At 61.2% G+C, this 18,871-nt stretch carries 19 protein-coding genes; 15 read left to right on the top strand and 4 right to left on the bottom strand.

All coding sequences use genetic code 11. The annotated features are described in order from the left end of the window. Position 1 precedes the first annotated feature (1 nt). The 11 genes from trbB to AYJ54_RS01295 all read left to right on the top strand — a co-directional run bounded on the left by trbB (position 2) and on the right by AYJ54_RS01295 (position 9,635). Complete coding sequence (trbB, locus tag AYJ54_RS01345; protein WP_063696093.1) at positions 2-970, top strand: P-type conjugative transfer ATPase TrbB; 969 nt, start codon at positions 2-4, stop codon at positions 968-970. 23 nt (positions 971-993) lie between these two features. Next, entirely contained in the window at positions 994-1,296 is a 303-nt protein-coding gene (locus AYJ54_RS01340) for a TrbC/VirB2 family type IV secretion system protein (protein ID WP_063696092.1), read from the top strand. Then, complete coding sequence (locus AYJ54_RS01335; protein ID WP_063696091.1) at positions 1,296-1,559, top strand: VirB3 family type IV secretion system protein; 264 nt, start codon at positions 1,296-1,298, stop codon at positions 1,557-1,559. The genes AYJ54_RS01340 and AYJ54_RS01335 overlap by 1 nt, the downstream gene beginning before the upstream one ends. A gap of 8 nt (positions 1,560-1,567) precedes the next feature. Further along, the gene (trbE, locus tag AYJ54_RS01330; protein WP_063696090.1) at positions 1,568-3,994 is read left to right on the top strand and encodes a conjugal transfer protein TrbE; all 2,427 of its coding nucleotides are present in this window, start codon (positions 1,568-1,570) and stop codon (positions 3,992-3,994) included. An 11-nt stretch (positions 3,995-4,005) separates the two neighbouring features. Continuing rightward, on the top strand, positions 4,006-4,740 hold the full coding sequence (gene trbJ / locus AYJ54_RS01325; RefSeq protein WP_063696089.1) for a P-type conjugative transfer protein TrbJ: 735 nt from the start codon (positions 4,006-4,008) through the stop codon (positions 4,738-4,740). Beyond that, positions 4,740-5,144 (top strand): putative entry exclusion protein TrbK-alt, encoded by a 405-nt coding sequence (gene trbK-alt / locus AYJ54_RS46535; RefSeq protein ID WP_082905412.1) that lies wholly within the window; start codon positions 4,740-4,742, stop codon positions 5,142-5,144. Before trbJ ends, trbK-alt begins: the two co-directional genes overlap by 1 nt. A 3-nt stretch (positions 5,145-5,147) precedes the next feature. After that, positions 5,148-6,392 (top strand): P-type conjugative transfer protein TrbL, encoded by a 1,245-nt coding sequence (trbL, locus tag AYJ54_RS01315; RefSeq protein WP_063696087.1) that lies wholly within the window; start codon positions 5,148-5,150, stop codon positions 6,390-6,392. 126 nt (positions 6,393-6,518) lie between these two features. Continuing rightward, complete coding sequence (gene trbF, locus AYJ54_RS01310) at positions 6,519-7,199, top strand: conjugal transfer protein TrbF (protein ID WP_063696086.1); 681 nt, start codon at positions 6,519-6,521, stop codon at positions 7,197-7,199. Continuing rightward, positions 7,199-8,176, top strand: coding sequence for a P-type conjugative transfer protein TrbG (gene trbG, locus AYJ54_RS01305; protein WP_063696085.1), 978 nt, complete (start codon positions 7,199-7,201; stop codon positions 8,174-8,176). Before trbF ends, trbG begins: the two co-directional genes overlap by 1 nt. Continuing rightward, positions 8,173-9,393, top strand: coding sequence for a TraB/TrbI/VirB10 family type IV secretion system protein (locus AYJ54_RS01300; protein WP_063696084.1), 1,221 nt, complete (start codon positions 8,173-8,175; stop codon positions 9,391-9,393). Before trbG ends, AYJ54_RS01300 begins: the two co-directional genes overlap by 4 nt. Positions 9,394-9,395: 2 nt before the next feature. Then, a complete protein-coding gene (locus tag AYJ54_RS01295) occupies positions 9,396-9,635 on the top strand; it encodes a DUF2274 domain-containing protein (RefSeq protein WP_063696083.1) in 240 nt (79 codons plus the stop codon). Here AYJ54_RS01295 and AYJ54_RS01290 read toward each other — a convergent pair. The 4 genes from AYJ54_RS01290 to AYJ54_RS01275 all read right to left on the bottom strand — a co-directional run bounded on the left by AYJ54_RS01290 (position 9,611) and on the right by AYJ54_RS01275 (position 12,442). After that, complete coding sequence (locus AYJ54_RS01290; protein WP_063696082.1) at positions 9,611-10,564, bottom strand: LysR family transcriptional regulator; 954 nt, start codon at positions 10,562-10,564, stop codon at positions 9,611-9,613. The two genes, AYJ54_RS01295 and AYJ54_RS01290, sit on opposite strands and share 25 nt — an antisense overlap. Positions 10,565-10,716: 152 nt before the next feature. Beyond that, positions 10,717-11,007, bottom strand: coding sequence for a hypothetical protein (locus AYJ54_RS48750; RefSeq protein WP_136623353.1), 291 nt, complete (start codon positions 11,005-11,007; stop codon positions 10,717-10,719). Next, positions 11,004-11,636 (bottom strand): acyl-homoserine-lactone synthase, encoded by a 633-nt coding sequence (locus AYJ54_RS01280; protein WP_063696080.1) that lies wholly within the window; start codon positions 11,634-11,636, stop codon positions 11,004-11,006. The genes AYJ54_RS48750 and AYJ54_RS01280 overlap by 4 nt, the downstream gene beginning before the upstream one ends. A 77-nt stretch (positions 11,637-11,713) precedes the next feature. Further along, positions 11,714-12,442, bottom strand: a complete 729-nt coding sequence (locus AYJ54_RS01275; protein ID WP_063696114.1) for a LuxR family transcriptional regulator — start codon at positions 12,440-12,442, stop codon at positions 11,714-11,716. Positions 12,443-13,931: 1,489 nt separating this feature from the next. Here AYJ54_RS01275 and AYJ54_RS01270 point away from each other — a divergent pair. The 4 genes from AYJ54_RS01270 to AYJ54_RS01255 all read left to right on the top strand — a co-directional run bounded on the left by AYJ54_RS01270 (position 13,932) and on the right by AYJ54_RS01255 (position 18,870). Continuing rightward, positions 13,932-15,266: an NtaA/DmoA family FMN-dependent monooxygenase gene (locus AYJ54_RS01270; protein WP_063696079.1), complete on the top strand. Its 1,335-nt coding sequence runs from the start codon at positions 13,932-13,934 to the stop codon at positions 15,264-15,266. 78 nt (positions 15,267-15,344) lie between these two features. Further along, complete coding sequence (locus AYJ54_RS01265) at positions 15,345-17,039, top strand: ABC transporter substrate-binding protein (RefSeq protein WP_063696078.1); 1,695 nt, start codon at positions 15,345-15,347, stop codon at positions 17,037-17,039. Then, complete coding sequence (locus tag AYJ54_RS01260; RefSeq protein WP_063696077.1) at positions 17,036-18,001, top strand: ABC transporter permease; 966 nt, start codon at positions 17,036-17,038, stop codon at positions 17,999-18,001. The genes AYJ54_RS01265 and AYJ54_RS01260 overlap by 4 nt, the downstream gene beginning before the upstream one ends. Then, entirely contained in the window at positions 17,998-18,870 is an 873-nt protein-coding gene (locus tag AYJ54_RS01255; RefSeq protein ID WP_082905411.1) for an ABC transporter permease, read from the top strand. The genes AYJ54_RS01260 and AYJ54_RS01255 overlap by 4 nt, the downstream gene beginning before the upstream one ends. Position 18,871: the final 1 nt, after the last annotated feature.

Below are 18,871 nucleotides of genomic sequence, written 5' to 3'. Positions count from 1 at the left end.
GATGACAATCAAGTCGTATCAACCGGAGGTGATCTCGCGCGGCGCGCGCATGCTGCGTACTGCGCTTGGTCCCGCGATCGCACGCTTTCTGGAAGAGCCGTCAATCGTAGAGGTAATGCTCAATCCAGATGGTCGACTATGGGTCGATCGGCTCTCGGTCGGCTTGACTGATACCGGCGAAAGCCTGTCCGCCTCCGACGGCGAACGGATCATTCGGCTCGTTGCTCACCACGTCGGCGCGGAGGTTCATGCGGGTGCGCCCCGCGTCTCGGCCGAACTGCCGGAAAGCGGGGAACGATTTGAAGGTCTCCTGCCGCCGGTCGTTGCCGCTCCGGCATTCGCGATCCGCAAGCCGGCCGTGGCTGTGTTCACGCTCGAGGACTATGTCGCCTCCGGTATCATGACCACTCAGCAGGCCGGCGCGCTCCGGGCTGCTGTTGCCTCTCGCGCTAACATCCTGGTCGCAGGCGGCACCTCGACGGGCAAAACCACCCTGACGAATGCCCTTCTCGCCGAGGTCGCCAAGACGGCAGACCGCGTCGTTCTCATCGAGGATACAAGAGAGCTTCAATGCAGGGCGCCAAATCTCGTTGCCTTGCGGACCCGGGACGGCGTGGTATCGTTATCGGATCTCGTACGCTCTTCGCTTCGCCTACGCCCCGATCGTATTCCGATCGGCGAGGTGCGGGGAGCCGAAGCACTTGATCTTCTCAAGGCCTGGGGCACAGGCCATCCCGGAGGGATCGGGACCATCCATGCCGGCACGGCGCTAGGTGCGCTACGCCGGCTCGAGCAGCTCATCCAGGAAGCCGTGGTCACGGTGCCCCGGGCGCTGATTGCCGAAACGATCAACGTCGTTGCAGTTCTTGTCGGCCGCGGCGGCGATCGTCGCCTCGCCGAGCTTGCTCGCGTTTCGGGCGTTACGCCCTCCGGTGACTACAGCCTTTCAACAATAGGAGATCAATCATGAGCAGCTTTCGCTCGCCTCGCAGCATGGGCATCACTGCGATCACGGGGGCGGCCCTTGTTTGCACCACTGCGCTCCCGGCGTGGGCCGCCGGGTCGAACATGCCCTGGGAGCAGCCGCTCAACCAGATCCTGCAATCGGTCGAAGGCCCGGGGGCTAAGATTCTCGCGGTCATCGTCATCATCGTGACCGGGCTGTCCTTGGCATTTGGCGATACGTCCGGGGGATTTCGCCGGCTGGTTCAGATCGTCTTTGGGCTGTCGATCGCGTTTGCCGCCTCGAGCTTCTTTCTGTCGTTCTTCTCGTTCGGCGGTGGAGTGACGATCTGATGGACGAGCCTGTCGCAGGTTTTGCCGCGCCCGTGCATCGAGCGCTAGCAGAGCCGATCCTGATGGGCGGTGCGCCGCGGTCCGTCGCGATCCTCAACGGGACCTTGGCGGCCGCGCTCGGCCTGGGCTTACGGCTCTGGATCGCGGGACTTCTGCTCTGGTTCATCGGCCATATGGCGGCCGTCTGGGCGGCCAAGCGCGATCCCGACTTCGTCGAGGTGGTGCGGCGGCACGTCCGCATTCCCGGTCATCTGAACACGTGAGTTGTCCCATGATGAATCTTGGCGAATACCGACGCTCCAACACACGTCTTGCCGATTTTCTGCCCTGGGCCGCGCTGGTCGACGAGGGGATCGTCCTCAACAAGGATGGCTCGTTTCAGCGTACGGCGAGATTTCGCGGACCCGATCTCGATAGCGCGGTGCCGGCCGAACTTGTCGCCGTGGCCGGCCGCTTGAACAATGCGCTGCGCCGACTCGGGTCCGGCTGGGCGGTATTCGTCGAGGCCCAGCGCCATTCTGCCGGGGCGTATCCTCCGAGCACCTTTCCCGATGTGGCGTCTGCGCTGGTCGACGCCGAGCGCAAGGCTCAGTTCGAAGAGGAGGGCGCTCACTATGAATCGAGCTACTACCTGACCTTTTTCTATCTACCGCCGGCCGAAAGCGCCGCGATGGCGGAGCGGCTCATTTACGAGGGTGGCAACCGGACGACCGGCGCGGGTTCGCAAGAAGCCTTGGGCGGCTTTGTCGATCGCACCAACCGCGTCCTCCAGCTCGTCGAAGGGTTCATGCCGGAATGCGGCTGGCTCGATGACGAGGCGACGCTCACGTACCTTCATTCCACCATCTCGACCAAGCGGCATCGGGTCCGCGTCCCCGAGATCCCTATGTATCTGGATGCCTTGCTCGCCGACCAACTGCTAATCGGCGGTCTCGAACCGGTGCTGGGCCATGCTCACATCCGGGTCCTGACCGTGGTGGGATTTCCAAGTGCCACGACGCCCGGGATCCTCGATGATCTGAACCGTCTGGCATTCCCCTATCGTTGGTCGACCCGGGCGATCATGCTCGACAAGGCCGATGCGATAAAGCTCCTCACAAAGATCCGGCGCCAGTGGTTCGCCAAGCGCAAATCGATCGCGGCGATCCTGAAGGAGGTGATGACCAACGAAGCCTCGGCTCTGCTTGATACGGACGCGCACAACAAGGCGATGGACGCCGACGCAGCTCTCCAGGAGTTGGGCTCGGATCAGGTCGGAGAGGCCTTTGTCACGGCGACCGTAATCGTCTGGGATACCAATCCGCGACTTGCCGACGAAAAGCTACGGCTCGCCGAAAAAGTCATCCAGGGCCGCGACTTCACCTGCATGAGCGAAACCGTCAATGCGGTGGAGGCCTGGCTCGGCAGCCTCCCTGGACACGTCTATGCCAATGTCCGCCAGCCGCCGGTCTCGACCCTTAACCTTGCCCACATGATCCCGCTATCGGCCGTGTGGGCGGGGGAGCCAAGGGACCATCATTTCGCGGGCCCGCCGCTCTTTTTTGGCAAGACGGAAGGAGCGACCCCGTTTCGATTTTCCCTGCATGTCGGCGATGTCGGGCACACTCTTCTCATAGGGCCGACCGGTGCCGGTAAGTCCGTTCTCCTGGCGCTGATGGCCCTGCAGTTCCGCCGGTATCCCGGGGCACAGATCTTTGCCTTCGATTTTGGTGCCTCGATCCGGGCGGCCACGATCGCAATGGGCGGGGACTGGCATGATCTTGGTGGGGCTCCGGGCGGAGAGGCATCCGACCTCGTTGCGCTGCAGCCGCTCGCCAGAATCGACGAAGTTGCTGAGCGCGGCTGGGCGGCGGAATGGATGACCACAATCCTGTCCCGCGAGCGGGTCGAGATCACGCCTGAGGTCAGAGAGCACATTTGGTCTGCGCTGATGTCGCTGGCCTCGGCGCCGAGCGCCGAGCGCACTCTCACGGGCCTGTCGGTCCTTCTTCAGTCCAACAACATCAAGCGAGCGCTGCAGCCCTATTGTATCGGCGGAACATATGGGCGCTTGCTCGATGCGGAAAGCGAGCGCCTCGGCAGCGCCTCCGTCCAGGTGTTCGAGACCGACGGGCTGATCGGGACTGCGGTTGCCCCTGCCGTCCTTTCCTATCTGTTCCACCGGATTGAGGATCGCCTTGACGGCCGGCCGACCCTCCTCGTTATCGATGAGGGCTGGCTCGCGCTGGATGATGCCCACTTTGCCGGCCAACTGCGCGAATGGCTCAAGACCCTTCGCAAGAAAAATGCCTCTGTCGTGTTTGCGACCCAGTCGCTTGCCGACATTGACGGTTCAGCCATTGCGCCGGCGATCATCGAAAGCTGTCCGACCCGGATTCTGCTCCCCAACGACCGCGCGATCGAGCCGCAGATTGCGGCCATCTATCGTCGCTTTGGGCTCAATGACCGGCAGATCGAGATCCTGGCCCGCGCAATACCCAAGCGCGACTACTACTGCCAGTCCCGCCGCGGCAACCGCCTATTCGAGCTTGGTCTAGGGGAGATCGCGCTCGCGTTCGCTGCCAGCTCCTCCAAGCCTGACCAGGCTCTGATTGACCAGGTCCTGGCCGAGCATGGCCGGGAGAACTTCGTGACGGCCTGGCTCAAAGCCCGTGATCTGTCTTGGGCCTGTGAGCTCATTCCACAACTTGCAAAATAAGGGAACTTCCAATGAGACGCTTAACTCAGCTCGTGGCAGCGAGCTTGATTGCGGCTGGCTTGATCCAGGTGCCGCGAGAAGCCAGCGCACAGTGGATCATGTTCGATCCCAACAACTACGCGCAGAACGTTTTGACCGCCGCGCGCGAATTGCAGCAGATCAACAACCAGATCACCTCGCTGCAAAACCAGGCCTTGATGCTGGTCAACCAGGCCAGAAACCTGGCGAACCTACCATACTCCTCATTGCAACAGCTTGAGCAGTCGATCGCGCGGACTCAAAGCTTGCTCAGCCAGGTGCAAGGCATAGCCTTCGATGTCCAAGAGATCGATCGCGCGTTCTCGTCCACTTACGCACCAGCGTCCACGAGCCAGCCAGACCAGGCGCTGATCGCCAACGCGCAAACCCGCTGGCAGAACGCTGTGGCCGGTTTGCAGGACGCCATGCGCGTGCAGGCGACGGTCGTCGGCAATCTCGATACGAACCGTAGCCAGATGTCGGCGCTGGTGACCGCGAGCCAGGGCGCGACCGGTGCGCTGCAGGCAGCTCAAGCCGGCAATCAGCTGCTCGCACTTCAAAACCAACAGCTTGCGGATCTCACTGCAGCAATTGCCGCGCAGGGGCGTGCTCAAACCTTGGAGCAGGCTCAGCGCGTGGCCGCGCAGGATCAGGCTAAGGAGCAGCTCCGGCGTTTTCTTATCCAAGGGCAGGGCTATCAGCCGAGAACCGTGCGGATGTTTCACTGATGTCGATGAAATGGTTCGAACGGATCCCAATGGCCGTCGCGGTGACCCTTGCCGTCCTGGTTGTTGCTGCTTGCGCGATTCGGCTGCGCGGCGACCAAGATCAGGACCAAGGCCCAGCGGCGATTGCGCAAGGATCTGACCCGTCGGATGCAAAGCTCGCGCAATGTCGGACGGTCCGATACGAGCAGAAAGATGTTCTGCTCGAATGCCAAAAGCTCTGGGCGGAGAAGCGCCGTGAATTCTTCAGCATGGGCAGCGGATCTTCCGCCTCTCGCAACAACGCACCAGAACTACGGTCGCCATCGACTCCGCCCGGGAAGGATGAGAGCCGCCTGCCATCACCCGGAAAGGATGAGAGCCGGTTGCCGTCCGGCTTTCCCCCGATTTCCGATAGGAGCGAGTGAGCGATGGGCGGTACTGGCATCATTGACCAATTCCTCGAAACATTCACCCGCTACATCGATTCCGGGTTCGGGCTTGTTGGCGGCGAGGTCGGATATCTCGCAACCACCCTTGCCGCGATCGACCTCACGCTGGCCGGCCTGTTCTGGTCCTGGGGTGCTGATGAGGACATCATCAACCGGCTAGTCCGGAAGACGCTGTTTGTCGGCGTCTTCGCCTATCTGATCGGCAATTGGAATGGCCTTGCCCGGATCGTGTTCGAGAGTTTCGCCGGCCTTGGGCTGAAAGCCTCCGGCAGCGGCCTTTCGCCGGCGGACTTCTTCAGGCCGGGAAAAATCGCCCAGGTCGGTCTTGACGCCGGACGGCCTATACTCGACTCGATTTCGGGGCTGATGGGCTATGTCAGCTTCTTCGAGAATTTCGTTCAGATCACGGTCCTCTTGTTCGCCTGGATCGTGGTGCTGCTCGCCTTCTTCATCTTGGCCATCCAGCTCTTCGTCAGCCTCATCGAGTTCAAGCTGACGACGCTCGCCGGCTTTGTGCTGATCCCATTTGGGCTGTTCGGTAAGACCGCGTTTGCCGCCGAGCGGGTGCTTGGCAATGTTATCTCCTCCGGCGTCAAGGTCCTGGTGCTTGCGGTCATCGTCGGCATTGGATCGACCCTGTTTGGGCAGTTCACAGCCGGCTTTGGAGGCAATCAGCCGACTGTGGAGAACGCGATGGCGCTGGTTTTGGCTGCCTTGTCCCTCCTGGGCCTCGGCATCTTCGGACCAGGGATTGCCAACGGCATCGTCTCGGGCGGACCGCAGCTCGGCGCCGGCGCCGCCGTGGGCACGGGTCTCGCTGCCGGAGGACTTGTTGCCGCCGGAGCCGGTCTCGCTGCAGGTGGAGCAGCAATTTCGGGTGGCGCAATCGGCGCTGCGGCAAGGGGTGCGACAGCAATCGCGAGCGGAACATCCAGTGCGTTCCGGGCCGGCGGCCTGTCCGGTGTGGCCGAGGCGGGAGCCTCAGCTGCGACAAGTCCCTTGCGCGCGATCGCGGCGCGGCTTGGCGGAGGCGGCAGCGCGGCGTCCGATGTCACCCACGGAAGTGCGTCAGCATCTGGCGCTGATGGTGCACCTAGCTGGGCACGCCGTGCCAAGCGCGCGCAAACAATCCAGCAGGGCGCAACAGCCGCCACAAATGCCCTTCGCGCCGGCGATCACGCGGGCGGCGGCGCATCGGTCGATCTCAAAGAGAAAGACCAATGATGGCGCTGAAGATGCGTCCCGTCCTTTCCGGCCAAGAACGGCACTAACAGATGCGGCGCCAACAAGAGCGGCACTCAACACGAGCGGCACTCAATCTGCCAGTTTCAATTTGAGGAGATCACTTTCATGTTCAAACGATCGGCCGTTCACTATGGCCGCACGCCCGAGCCGGTCACGCCCTATCAGAAGGCAGCCCAGGTCTGGGACGATCGTATTGGCTCGGCGCGCGTGCAGGCCAAGAACTGGCGTCTGATGGCCTTTGCTTGCCTGTTTTTGTCGGCCGGATTTGCGAGCGCCCTCGTCTGGCAGGCGGCACAGGGAACGGTGACGCCGTGGGTCGTGGAAGTTGATCGGCTGGGCGAAGCGCGAACCGTTGCCCCGGCAAATGGCTCCCATCGACCGAGCGATCCGCAAATCGCCTTTCATCTTGCCCGTTTCATCGAGCATGTGCGCGGACTTCCGCTCGACGCCATCGTGCTGCGCCAGGACTGGCTGCGCGCCTATGACTTTACCACGGACCGGGGCGCTGCCGCGCTCAACGACTATGCCCGCAACAATGATCCCTTCGCCAAGCTTGGGAAGACGCAAGTTGCGGTGGAGATCTCGAGCGTCATTCGGGCTTCGCCCGATAGCTTCCGCGTCACCTGGACCGAGCGGCGTTATGACAACGGCCAGCTTGCCGCGACCGAGCGCTGGAGCGCGATCCTGGCCATTATCATTGAGCCGCCCCGGGATATTGACCGTCTTCGCAAAAATCCGCTCGGCATTTACGTCAACGCCATCAACTGGTCGAAGGAGTTCGGATAGTGACGTCTCCAGTTCTTGTGCCGAACCTCCAGAGGTTCCGACGGGGCGCCGTGGCCGCACTCCTGATTGGCGCGATTTCGCTTGGCGGCTGCACCACATTCAAGCCGCCGCAGATCAGCTATGATGGCGAGATCCCGCCCGCGCCCGACTTGCCGACCTTGGCCGATGAACGCGTGAGGCCGCTTCACGTCCCGCCCGCCTGGACGCCGGCGCGCGGCGGCAAGGCGGGTGAAGCCAAGGAACCGATCGAGCGGATCGAGAATGCCAATGAGGCTGCGCGCGTTGAGCCTCGCAAGGGCGGATATTTCAACGCGGTGCAGGTGTTTCCTTATAGTCCGGGCGCGCTTTACCAGATCTACGCCTCACCAGGACAGATTACCGATATTGCGCTCGAGCCCGGTGAGCAGCTGATCGGTTCGGGGCCGGTTGCCGCAGGCGATACGGTGCGCTGGGTCGTGGGCGATACCGAAAGTGGCGAGGCGGATACGCGCCGCGTGCACATCATGGTCAAGCCAACGCGCCCCTCGCTCCAGACCAATCTCGTCGTCAATACCGACCGCCGTACCTACCTGATTGAGCTCCGCTCTCGGGAAAAACCCTACATGCCTTCGGTTGCCTGGTTCTATCCGAAACCTCGCTCCACGCCTGGCAAGACAGCGGCCCTGAGGCCCTACATTCCGGATCTTACCGAGCGGCGCTATCGCTATACAATCGAAGGAGACAGCCCGCCCTGGCGTCCGTTAGGCGCCTATGACGATGGGCGCAAGGTCTACATCGAGTTCTCAGCCGGTATCACCCAGGGCGAGATGCCGCCGCTCTTTGTCATCGGAGCGGACGGCAAGACCGAGATCGTCAACTACCGCGCTTACGGCAATCTCCTCATCGTGGATCGGCTGTTTGCGGCCGCAGAACTGCGGCTCGGCGGCGAAGGCCAGCAGAAGGTCCGCATCGTGCGCGCAGAGGGGAGATCGCTATGAGCAATCCCGAAGATCTGATCGGCCGCGAGCCGGCACGACCGGAATCGCGCGAGGAGCCGGAATCGCGCGAGCAGATTGCCCAATCCTTGCGCTTGCGGCCTGACCGGCCGCGCGTCGCACGCCTGTCGCGGAAGGCCTTGATTGCGGCTGCAGGTCTTACTCTCGCGGCTGTCTCCGGAGCTATTCTTTGGGCGCTGCAAAGGACCGAGAAGCGAGAGAGCACGGCGGAAGAGCTCTACTCGACCGACCATCACACTATTGCGGACGAAGTTTCGACCCTGCCGAAAGATTATGCCGCAATCCCGCGCGATGTGCCGCGGCTCGGACCGCCCTTGCCGGGCGATCTGGGCCGGCCGATCGTTGCAGCCCAGGCCCAAACGCAATCCGGCTCGCTCGCGATGATCGACGCCGAAAAGCAGCGCAGCAACCAGGAAAGCGAGGCCGCCCGCACCAGCAAGCTGTTCGCATCCACCAATATTCGTCAGACAGCTGTGACCACGCCCCCCAGCGAGACGTCTGCGATCGGGGCCGCGTCTTCCGATGAAGCCTTCGCGCAGAATGGGCAGGATCGCAAGCTTGCCTTCGTCAATGCCTCCGTTGATCGGCGAACCACAAGTCCTGATCGCCTGCGGAAGGCCGCTTCGCCCTTTGTCGTCCAGGCGGGAACGGTGATTCCGGCTGCGCTGATTACCGGCATCCGCTCCGATCTTCCCGGACAAATCACGGCCCAAGTGACCGAAAATGTCTACGACACCCCGACGGGGCGGTCGCGGCTGATCCCGCAAGGAGCCCGGCTGATCGGGATCTATGACAGCCAGGTCGCCTTCGGACAGTCGCGCGTGCTGCTCGTCTGGACACGCCTCATCATGCCAAACGGACGCTCGATTGTGCTTGAACGACAGCCGGGAGCGGACGTCGCGGGCTACGCCGGTCTTGAGGATCAGGTCGACAACCACTGGAAGGAGCTCTTGGGAGCTGCGGCCCTGTCGACGCTGCTCTCTGTTGGAACCGAGGTGAACTCCGGGGCCGACACTGGCACCAGCAACGGCGCATTGATCCAGGCACTGCGGCGCGGGGCGGGAGAGTCCCTCAGCCAGGCGGGAGACCAGGTGGTCCGGCGCAACCTCAACATTCAACCGACATTGACGATCCGGCCCGGTTTTCCGGTGCGGGTCATCGTCAACCGCGATCTCGTGCTCGAACCGTATAGAGGGTGAACATGGTGAGACTTAAAATTGGAGCGCTTCCGGATGACAAGCCCGTTCGACTGGCCGTCGAATTGCCGGCCCCTGTGCATCGCGATCTGATTGCGTATGCGGAAGTCCTCTCGCGTGAAACCGGCCAGAAGGTCAGCGATCCCGGAAAGCTGATCGCGCCGATGGTGGCGCGCTTCATGGCGACCGATCGCGCCTTTGCCAAGTCACGAAAGAAGCGTCAAGCAACCGAAGACAAAGGATAGCGCTCCGCCAAGAGCTGAAGGAACTTCGCCAAAGCCGGGTTCTTGTTGTCCTCGCGCCAGACCGCGGAAAAGCAGATCCGGCTTTCCAGACAATCGCGCAATTCTCGATAAACGAGATCGGGAGAGTTGGCGTCAACGTCGGATTCCAGCACGAGACTGATGCCGAGGCCCATGCTGACGAGATTCTTGATCTCTCCGCGGCTGACATCGCGATGCTCGATCCGCGGCGCCTCTCTCGATGTGGTAAGTTTTGCGTTCAGTAGCGCTTCGAGTTCGCGCCCCGGATCGTATTGGCTGATCAAAATGCTCTGGTCCTCCAAATCGTCGCAGGAGATGACCTCCCGGAAAGCCAGGGGATGATCGGGCGGAAGAGCAACAAAGACACCTTCGCTCCAAAGAGGGGCGCTCCTGCTGGCCACATCGACGACATCTCCTGCTACAATATAGAGGTCAATCGCGCCATTGCGCAGCGCGGTGACCAATCGCGTTCTGGATCGCTCAACCGTTCCAAGCGCGACTTTCGGAAATCGCAATCTGTGTTCGAGCAGCGTCGCCCGGAGATGACCCGTTGTCAGTGATGTGCAGAATCCGATTGTGAGGCGGTCGCCTTCCCCATGATCGGTGGCCTTCGGTTTCGCGACGAGCATATCCATCTGTTCAAGGATCGAGCGCGCTGTTCGCAGAAAATGGCGTCCAGCGGGCGTAGCTCTGACCCCGGCAGTTGATCGCTCGAAGATTGTTATACCAAGCGCATGTTCCAGTAGCAGGATAGAACGGCTGAAAGACGACTGCGCCATCGAAAAGCTCTCCGCGGCTTGCCGAAAGCTCCCGAAGTCAGCTGCGGCAACCGCCAACCGAAGGTGGTCGAGGTCCAAATTGAGGCGTCGGGCTCTGACCGTCAAATCCGCAGAATTTGCGTTTTGCTCCATAGCTGGTCCTTGAAAAGAAGCCCGGGAAGGGGGCGTGCAGACAATTGCGAGGATTGGTGGTTGTGATTGCCGTGAGCCGGCCGGCGCGATCATCGCTTAAGACAACTAAGACCTCTCTTCGTGGGACGCCTTCTCCACGTCGCAGGCTCGCGCTAGCGGGCAGCCGCATTTACATGGCCGCCTGTTTCCTTGAAGGGGATGAGCTTGCTCGGGCGATCCATCTCACTCATCACGTCCAGCTCGAAAGGATGCTCGTGATTTGGGTTATTCACGTCCTCCGGACGGCGAAATCGAACCGGAGCGCGTGCGAGCGGTGGCCCAAAGAAGCCATGGCGCATGGCGTGTTCGGCGGCGTTGATGGAGGCAATCGATCGATTTCGACATGGCAGATGGAGAAAAGTCACTTGGCGAGCACAATTCGCGGCGGGCTTTGAGTAGTTCACGCCGCCTCCAATAGGACCGGCGTCCAGAGAACCGGCCCGGAGATAGCCCCGGCAGCCCGCACTTTCTGAAGCACATCTGCCGAGACTTCGAGGTGTCCTGCCAGAGCGAGGGTATTTCCGATGGTGCAGGGAGGCGCGATCCGGGAGAGCGACCAGCCGGCGCGCTTGAGTATCCGTTCCATGCGGACGTCGGTGACCGTGACGATGCTGTTCAGTCGCCGCGCGAGACCGAACTCGAGCATTCCTGCGAAAAGCTCGTAAGTTGCCTTTGCCAGGCCATGCTCGCCCTTGCGACAATCTGGCGGCACATCAATTGCGAACCGGCTGCTCTCCCAGACCTGCGGGTCCAATGGGGCGGGCAGGCCCCCAAGAAGCATCGGAAACGTGTCACGGACCATTGTCGGTCCCGTGGTCGGCAAAAGCCGAACGGTACCTTCGACCCTTCCGTCAGGAGACGTTTGGACGAGGTAGGCCGGACAAAGGAGGTCGAACTCGTCCATCTCCATGTCGCCGCTGGTTATAACGCTCCAGTCTAGCCGTTCCTTAAAGACCCGGTATCGTAACTTGTACATCGACGCCAAGGTGCAAGAGAACGCCTCGTACGATGACTCCGTAATGAGCTGAATCATGACCCCTCCCAAGAAGATGAAAGTTTGAAGGAGTTGCGTGCGAAGATCATCCCGTACAGCTCTGCGGGACCGGAGTCTTAATCTTGCCTATCTGCTTTGGCAGCGGCGAGCCGCATGGCAGCCTGGACGACTGTTTTGACCCCGAGCTTGCTTCTGGCGCTATTGAGATAGTAGGCCGCGGTATTGCGGGATATGCCAAGGATCTGTCCAATCTCCCAAGTGGTCTTGCCGCGGGCGGCCCATCCGAGACAATCCAGCTCACGGGGAGACAGCGGGATTCCGTCGATCGTCACCTCCTGCAAGAGCTTGCGGCGTACCTGCCAATGGAAGCACCTGGCCATCAGCTGAAGCACGGGCACTTGCAGATCAACACACTTTTCAAATTGAGGCCGCCTTTGGTCGGCGGCAAAGGTCAGTGCCGCAACCGAGCCGTCCTCATCGTGAAGTGGGACGGTGAAGCCGATACAGATGCCGAAATCAGCCGCTTCGTGCAGAAATCTCTGCTGAGCCGCAGAGAGTGGTTTTGATGGCAGGTCCAGCCCCCATTGGAATGGTTCGGTGCTCTCCAACGCGAGCGTGATGATCGGATCCAGGCGCTCATAGCGACGGCGCACATAGTGGCTGACCCAGTCGACCGGATAGGTCGATATGACCAGTGGCCTCTTACCGCGCCGCCGCGGCATCGCAAGATATGCAAAGTGAGACAGACCGAGTGCGGTCGCGGTAACCGCCATCGCCTCTGAAAAGCCGTCCGCATATTCAGCGGCAGAAAGAAGATCAACGTATCGTTGAAAGATGCGATGCATCGTCGTGCGCGCTCGATACATGTGTTGGGGGGGAACCAAGGACTGCGAAACGTCTCTAAGGAGATGGTTAGGTGAGGGGGGTCATCTCGGTGAGCGTGAGTTCGTTCGTTTGGAAGGCAAGCTCGTTCGGGTCAAGGATGGTCTTATACTTTCGAGCGGCTGTCGTATTCCAGCGCAGGATGGCGCAGAATTGCGTTTCTGTGCTTATTCTAGTGGGGTCGCAATGGAGGTCGCTTCCGGCTTTGTGCTGTGACGAAGCTGCGAATGCGTACCCCGCACTTTGCTTTGGTTAGTGGCGATGAAATCCTGCATCGGTAAGCGGATCGTCGCTGAATTTCTGCGTTGATGTGACGGTGGGGCTGAAGGCGTCGTTCGCAAAGAGATCCAACGCTTCAACTGCGACAGTTCCGCGGCAATATTCGGCGCTCTGCAACCGATCTATAACCGCAGTCCGTCGAGATAATGCGAACGGCGAACGATCTGTGCGAACGCGTCACGTCATACTTTTGAGCCGAATATTCTGCTCGTTGTGCTCAATCCTCATCGCGGATCGTTTGAGCGAGCTGCTTTCCCGTCATTGATCGAGTGCGTTCAACTCGACTGATGAGAGCAATCGATGCAAACGCGCGGTGAAAAGCACTCGTCATAGAAGATGATGCCAAGTCGCGTGAATAGATTGAAATATGCAACTCTTGCGATTGTCATCGAGCTCTCGCTAAAAACGACATCAAAGCTATCGTGGCATCGCAGGTGGAGATTTCGTGAGAGTAGCTTTCGTCATGGCGCGATTTGTGAGCCTGTTTGAGCGGAGGCCGAAGGAGGCGCTACCTTGGTGCTGTATCAAGGCAGCTCCATCCATCAGGCATCGCGCCACGTCTCATAACCCCACGTGGAGCGCTGACATGAGCACGCGCCGACGGCTTAACTTCGACGTCGATGCCATGAATGCGGCCCATCATGGCGCCTCGTGGCGCGCATCATCGTCCGGGGTGGGGGTGCCGGCGAGTATCGGTCACCGCGCGAAGGTTGACGCGTTCGCCGCCTTTGAGCTGGTTGTTGTTGGTCGTCTGCCGTCGGTCGGAGGCGAGTTGGAAAATCATTCGTTGCGGACGTTCGTGCTAACGATCATGCGTTCCAGTGGAGCCCCTCGCACACGGCGGTTCGAGCGGATCGGCACAATGTCGGAGACGCCCAAACATCCACCCAATTCCGTTCATCGTCCTTTCTTGCGGGAATCCGGCCGCAGCTTGCGTCTCGGTCGCTTGGTGGTGACCACTGCTGACGGAGCGGTTAGCCGAACGGCCTTGCCTCGATTGATCAGTCCTGCCCGGTATTCTCCCGCACCTCTCATGGTCCGCTCGGCTCTCACGCTCTGCGGGAAGTGCTGCGCGCCAAGCGGCCGCGCAGAAGCGCGAAGTCAGCTCGCCCAATAGTCTCGTCAACCCCGCTCATCCTCGAACCGCGCCCGCCGGCCTTGCCTGGAGGTTTCATGTCGTCAGCGACCCGCACGCTTCATCTCGGTCTCAATCTTCACGGCGCGGGCGGCCACGCGGCAGCATGGCGGCGGCCGGGAACCAATCCGAGCGCGTTCTTCGATATCGAGCATTATCTTCGCGCCGCGAAGGTCGCCGAGCGTGGCCTGCTGGACGCGGTCTTTCTGGCAGATACGCCGGCAATTCCCTTCGACATTACCCGCCGGCCGCCACTCAATGGCCTTGAGCCGACCCTTGTTCTGACCGTGATCGCGCGCGAGACCAGGCATATCGGCCTGATCGCGACGGCGTCGACGACCTATAACGAGCCGTACAATCTGGCGCGCCGCTTCCAATCCCTCGATGTCATCAGCGGGGGGCGCGTCGCATGGAATGCGGTCACGACATCGAGCACAGCGACGGTGGCAAACTTCGGCGGTCGCGAGCTTGGGCGCGAGGAGCGTTATGAGCGCGCCGAGGACTTCGTCGAAACCGTCCGGGCACTGTGGCTCAGCTGGGCGGATGACATCATCATCGCCAATCAGGCTTCTGGAACCTATGCCAATCCTGGTCGTTTCCGGCTCCTTGATCAGAGCAAAAATGCCTTCGCCATCCGCGGCCCACTCACCCATCCCGGTTCACCCCAGGGCCATCCCGTCATCGTTCAGGCTGGAGGATCGGATGCTGGCTTACGCCTGGCTGCCCGCAGCGCCGACGTCGTGTTCGCGGCCGCCGGCGACCTGCCGACGGCGCAGCGCGAAGCCGAACGCCTGCGCGTGCTCTCGCGTCAATTCGGCCGAAGGACCACCCCGATCATCTTGCCTGGCGTCGTCACTCTCATCGGTGGGACCGAAGAGGAGGCCGAGCGCCGAAAGAGGGCGATCGACGAGCTGCTTGATCTGCCGACCGCTCTGGTTGCCCTCGCGCACGGCATGAACCTGCCGGCCGAAAAGCTCAACCTCGACAAACCTATTCCCGAAGAGCTGTTGCCCGACCCGAACAGCGTGCCGTTTTCGGTTGGTCATCATCGCACCATCGAAAATCTGGTGCGACAGGGCCTGACGGTCCGCGAGATCATCAGCAACGTTCAAGGCTTTGGCCATCGCGTGCTGGTGGGCGCGCCCGAGCAGATCGCCGATTCGATCGAGGAATGGTTCCGCGCTGGCGCAGTCGATGGCTTCAACATCATACCGGATGTGCTGGAGGACGGTACGCCCGCTTTTGTCGACCATGTCGTCCCGGTGCTGCAACGCCGCGGCCTTTTTCGAACCGAATATCGCGAGACGACCTTACGCGAGCGTCTTGGTCTCGCACGTCCGGGCGAAATAGCCGAAAAACTGGCGATCGCCTGACCGGATTGTAGCCGCCTCGAAAGACAGTGACTCGCTATCGAGCGCGCTCTTTTTCACTCTTATAGGCCGGAGTTCGAGATGCCTCCTTCCGTTGTACGATCGTTGAGCGTTCCACTGGAGCGGCCGCGCAGGCGCAAGCGAAACGCAGCGTCGATCGGGCTTGCGCTCGCAGTCCTGCCGCAAATCGGCGTCATGGCCGCGGCGCTTGCTCAGGAAGGTTTAGCCGACAGCGCAAAGCGAGGCGGCATTATTCGCTATGGCCATTTTCAGGAGCCGCCTTGCCTGTTCGGAGGCTGGGTACAGCAATGGTACCTTCAGCGCCAATATAGCGACAATCTGGTTGCCCGCACCCAAGACGGCCAGATTGTGCCGTGGCTGGCCACGTCGTGGTCGATCTCGGACGATAAGAAAATTTACACGTTTGAGATCAAGCCCAATGTGAAATTCACTGACGGAACTCCCGTCGACGCTCAGGCCATCGCCGACAACATCAATGGATGGCTGAGCGATAGTCCAGATCTTCGCAATCCGACGGCGGCCCCGTACCTTACCGACAGTTTTGAATCGGCAAGCGCGACCGCGCCCTTGAGGCTGCGGATCACATTGCGGACACCATTCCAGCCGCTGCTCAACGTTCTTTCCCAATCCTCTCAGGGCATTTTGTCGCCAACCGCGCTCAAGCGTGGCCTTGCCGCCAACTGCGAGAAACCGGTCGGGTCGGGCCCGTTCATCGTCGAGAAATGGAACCACGGCAAGGACGTGATTTTCCGCCGCAACCCGGACTACAATTCGCCGCCGGCGACCGCACAGCATCAGGGACCGGCCTATGTTGACGGCATCGATTGGAGGTTTTTCCCGGATCAGACCGTTCGCTACGGCTCACTGCTGACGGGCGAATCTGACACAGCTTACGACATTCCTTCTGTCGCCTGGAAAGACGCCAATTCCCGTTTCACGGTCCTGCGGCACATTACGGGCGGCACCCCCTTGCGCCTTGCGCTCTATTCGGCCCGGCCCCCTTTTGACGATGTGCTGGTCCGTCGCGCCTTTGCCTATTCTGCGGACCGAAAAGCGGCGATCGAATCCTCTTTCCTGGGCTCGCTACCGTTTGAAGGAAACGGGGCGCTCAGCCAGAGCTCGCCAGAGTACATCAAGGAGCTTGGCCAGTCCTATCCTTATGATATCGGCAAAGCCAATCGGCTCCTGGATCAGGCAGGTTGGACGGAGCACAACGGGCAGGGCATTCGCCTGAAGAATGGCAAGCCGCTTCTGGTACGCATCTCCTATTCCAGCTCGTTCTTGAAGCCGGACGGAGAGCAGGCATTGCAGGTCATCCAGCAGCAGGCGAAGGCTGCCGGATTCGATGTGCGTCTTCAGCCGACCAATCAGGCGGATTTCTTCGCCGGTAGGAACCTCGGTCCCAACGACTACGAGGTGGCGCTGCTCTATTGGGTTGCTCCTGGCGCGGAGATCTTCCGGATCTCGTGGAAACCCGACCTGAACGGTCAGCTCAACCGCTTCAATCCCTCACGATACCACGATCTGACGCTATGGGACGTCATTCAGAAAGCGGAACAGAGCTTCGATGGCGCTGAGCGGACCGCTCTCTATCAGCAGGCAGAACGCAAGCTCGTGGAGAACGCTCCGGCGGTTGGCTTTGCGGTCTTGGACGTCACTTTGGCCGCCCAGCTCAATCTGAAAGACATTTGGCTGGACCGCGGGTCGGTCGGCGAACCCGTCTTCTATGACGCCTATTTCACTGGGAGGAAATGAGCGCCATGAGGATGGTAGCCAATAGTCGCCTCTTCTGGCTAGCGCGTCGCCTCGCCTCCGGCGTCATCGTGGTGTGGGCCGCGGCAACGTTCACCTTCCTTGTTCAATGCCTGTTGCCCGGCGATCGGGCTCAGATCATCATCAACGTGATGACCGGCAATGTCGGGCAAGCATCACGGCAAGAACTTGCGGCGGTCAACGCCAAATACGGCTTCGACCAGCCGCTTGGTGTTCAATACGCCAAATACATTTGGGCGATCGGGCACGGGGATCTCGGTCAATCCTATCAGCAGCATCGGCCCGTGGCCGAGGTCGTCGCGGAGCAGATCGGACCGACAATTGTGCTCGCGCTCGCAGCTCTGATCGCGGCATGGCTCATCACCATCCTGACAACAGTCCTGGCAGCCGGCCGGGACAATATCTGGTCGAGGCTGCTCGGCGGGGTACAGGTTCTATTGGCAACTCTGCCGCCCTATTGGCTAGCGACCATCCTGCTCGTCGTCTTTGCCATTAAGCTGCGTCTCTTCCCGGTGGCGGGAGGGAACTCGCCGATCGCCCTGGTTCTGCCAACGCTGGCCTTGGCGCTAGAATTGTCGGGATTCTTCGGACAAGTCGTCGTGAGCGAGTTCACGCGCGTGCTCGAGCAGCCCTTCGTGACCTCGGCGCGGATGCGCGGGATGAGCGATCTGGGCGTCCGTTTTCGCCATGTCCTTCGCCATGCAGCTTTGCCCGGCATCACCTTGTCGGGATGGGCTCTGGGTAAGCTGCTTTCGGGGGCCGTCCTGGTCGAGGCTGTCTTTGCTCGTCAGGGACTTGGGGGCGTGCTTGTCACGGCGACTTCCACCCGCGACATTCCCGTCGTCTCCGGCGTGATCCTGGTCTCCGCCGGCCTGTTTGTCCTCACTAGCACGGTCGTCGATCTTACCTACGGCATCGTCGATCCCAGGATCAAACTGACATGAGTAGTTCCGAAGTGCTTGGCGGAGCCGGCGCATTCCCGCATCTGCTGCGGACGCTGGCAAGGGTGCGAACTGTCCCTCTGCGGGTCTACGCAGCTGTCACGATCGTCGGATTCTTTCTTGCTGCGGCGATCGCACCCAAGTGGCTCGAGACGCACGATCCACTGGCGATTGATTTGACGGCCTCGTTGCAAGCGCCGTCAATCGCGCACTGGCTTGGGACGGATCAATCGGGCCGGGATCTTTACTCCCGAATTGTCGAGGGGGCAGGTCAGTCGCTCTCGATCGGCCTTGGCGCGACCGCGCTCAGCCTTTCCCTCGCACTCATTCTCGGCGTCACCGCCGGACTTGTCGGTGGGGTCGTCGATACGGTTCTGAGCAGGCTCTTCGACGTCCTTTTCGCGTTACCTACGCTCTTTCTTGCGCTTCTGTTCGTAACCGTATTCGGAACGACGGTCTTGACCGAAATCATAGCGGTCGGGCTCGGCACGGCGCCCGGCTATGCGCGCATGATCCGGGGGCAGGTGCTCGCTGTGAAGGGGGCCGGCTATGTCGAGGCTGCAAAGGCGCTCGGGCATCCTTATTTGCGTATCGTGCGCAGGCACATTCTTCCCAACGCGATGAATCCGCTGACGGCCATGATGACGCTTGGCGTCGGCCAGGCCATCATCTGGGCATCAGGACTTGCCTTTCTGGGTCTCGGCGTCGCCCCGCCGGCGCCTGAATGGGGTGCGCTGCTCAATGCCGGACGCAACTACGTGATCTATGCCTGGTGGCTCGAGATCATGCCGGGCCTCGCCGTCGTCGTCTTTGCACTCAGCGTCACCGTGCTCGGTCGCTATCTCGGCGAGCGCCTGGAAGGGAAGAGCTGAT

The sequence above is a fragment of the Bradyrhizobium centrolobii genome (assembly GCF_001641635.1).
Lineage (GTDB): Bacteria > Pseudomonadota > Alphaproteobacteria > Rhizobiales > Xanthobacteraceae > Bradyrhizobium > Bradyrhizobium centrolobii.
This window is presented reverse-complemented; position numbering and strand designations above follow the sequence as displayed.

Coding starts and splice junctions, on each gene's coding strand:
- AYJ54_RS01340 (WP_063696092.1), top strand. CDS start 994: ATGGGCATCACTGCGATCACGGGGGCGGCCCTTGTTTGCACCACTGCG.
- AYJ54_RS01255 (WP_082905411.1), top strand. CDS start 17,998: ATGAGTAGTTCCGAAGTGCTTGGCGGAGCCGGCGCATTCCCGCATCTG.
- trbE (WP_063696090.1), top strand. CDS start 1,568: ATGATGAATCTTGGCGAATACCGACGCTCCAACACACGTCTTGCCGAT.
- AYJ54_RS01260 (WP_063696077.1), top strand. CDS start 17,036: ATGAGCGCCATGAGGATGGTAGCCAATAGTCGCCTCTTCTGGCTAGCG.
- trbB (WP_063696093.1), top strand. CDS start 2: ATGACAATCAAGTCGTATCAACCGGAGGTGATCTCGCGCGGCGCGCGC.
- AYJ54_RS01290 (WP_063696082.1), bottom strand. CDS start 10,564: ATGGAGCAAAACGCAAATTCTGCGGATTTGACGGTCAGAGCCCGACGC.
- trbJ (WP_063696089.1), top strand. CDS start 4,006: ATGAGACGCTTAACTCAGCTCGTGGCAGCGAGCTTGATTGCGGCTGGC.
- AYJ54_RS01300 (WP_063696084.1), top strand. CDS start 8,173: ATGAGCAATCCCGAAGATCTGATCGGCCGCGAGCCGGCACGACCGGAA.
- AYJ54_RS01295 (WP_063696083.1), top strand. CDS start 9,396: ATGGTGAGACTTAAAATTGGAGCGCTTCCGGATGACAAGCCCGTTCGA.
- trbK-alt (WP_082905412.1), top strand. CDS start 4,740: ATGTCGATGAAATGGTTCGAACGGATCCCAATGGCCGTCGCGGTGACC.
- trbF (WP_063696086.1), top strand. CDS start 6,519: ATGTTCAAACGATCGGCCGTTCACTATGGCCGCACGCCCGAGCCGGTC.
- AYJ54_RS01335 (WP_063696091.1), top strand. CDS start 1,296: ATGGACGAGCCTGTCGCAGGTTTTGCCGCGCCCGTGCATCGAGCGCTA.
- AYJ54_RS01275 (WP_063696114.1), bottom strand. CDS start 12,442: ATGCATCGCATCTTTCAACGATACGTTGATCTTCTTTCTGCCGCTGAA.
- AYJ54_RS01270 (WP_063696079.1), top strand. CDS start 13,932: ATGTCGTCAGCGACCCGCACGCTTCATCTCGGTCTCAATCTTCACGGC.
- trbL (WP_063696087.1), top strand. CDS start 5,148: ATGGGCGGTACTGGCATCATTGACCAATTCCTCGAAACATTCACCCGC.
- AYJ54_RS01280 (WP_063696080.1), bottom strand. CDS start 11,636: ATGATTCAGCTCATTACGGAGTCATCGTACGAGGCGTTCTCTTGCACC.
- AYJ54_RS01265 (WP_063696078.1), top strand. CDS start 15,345: ATGCCTCCTTCCGTTGTACGATCGTTGAGCGTTCCACTGGAGCGGCCG.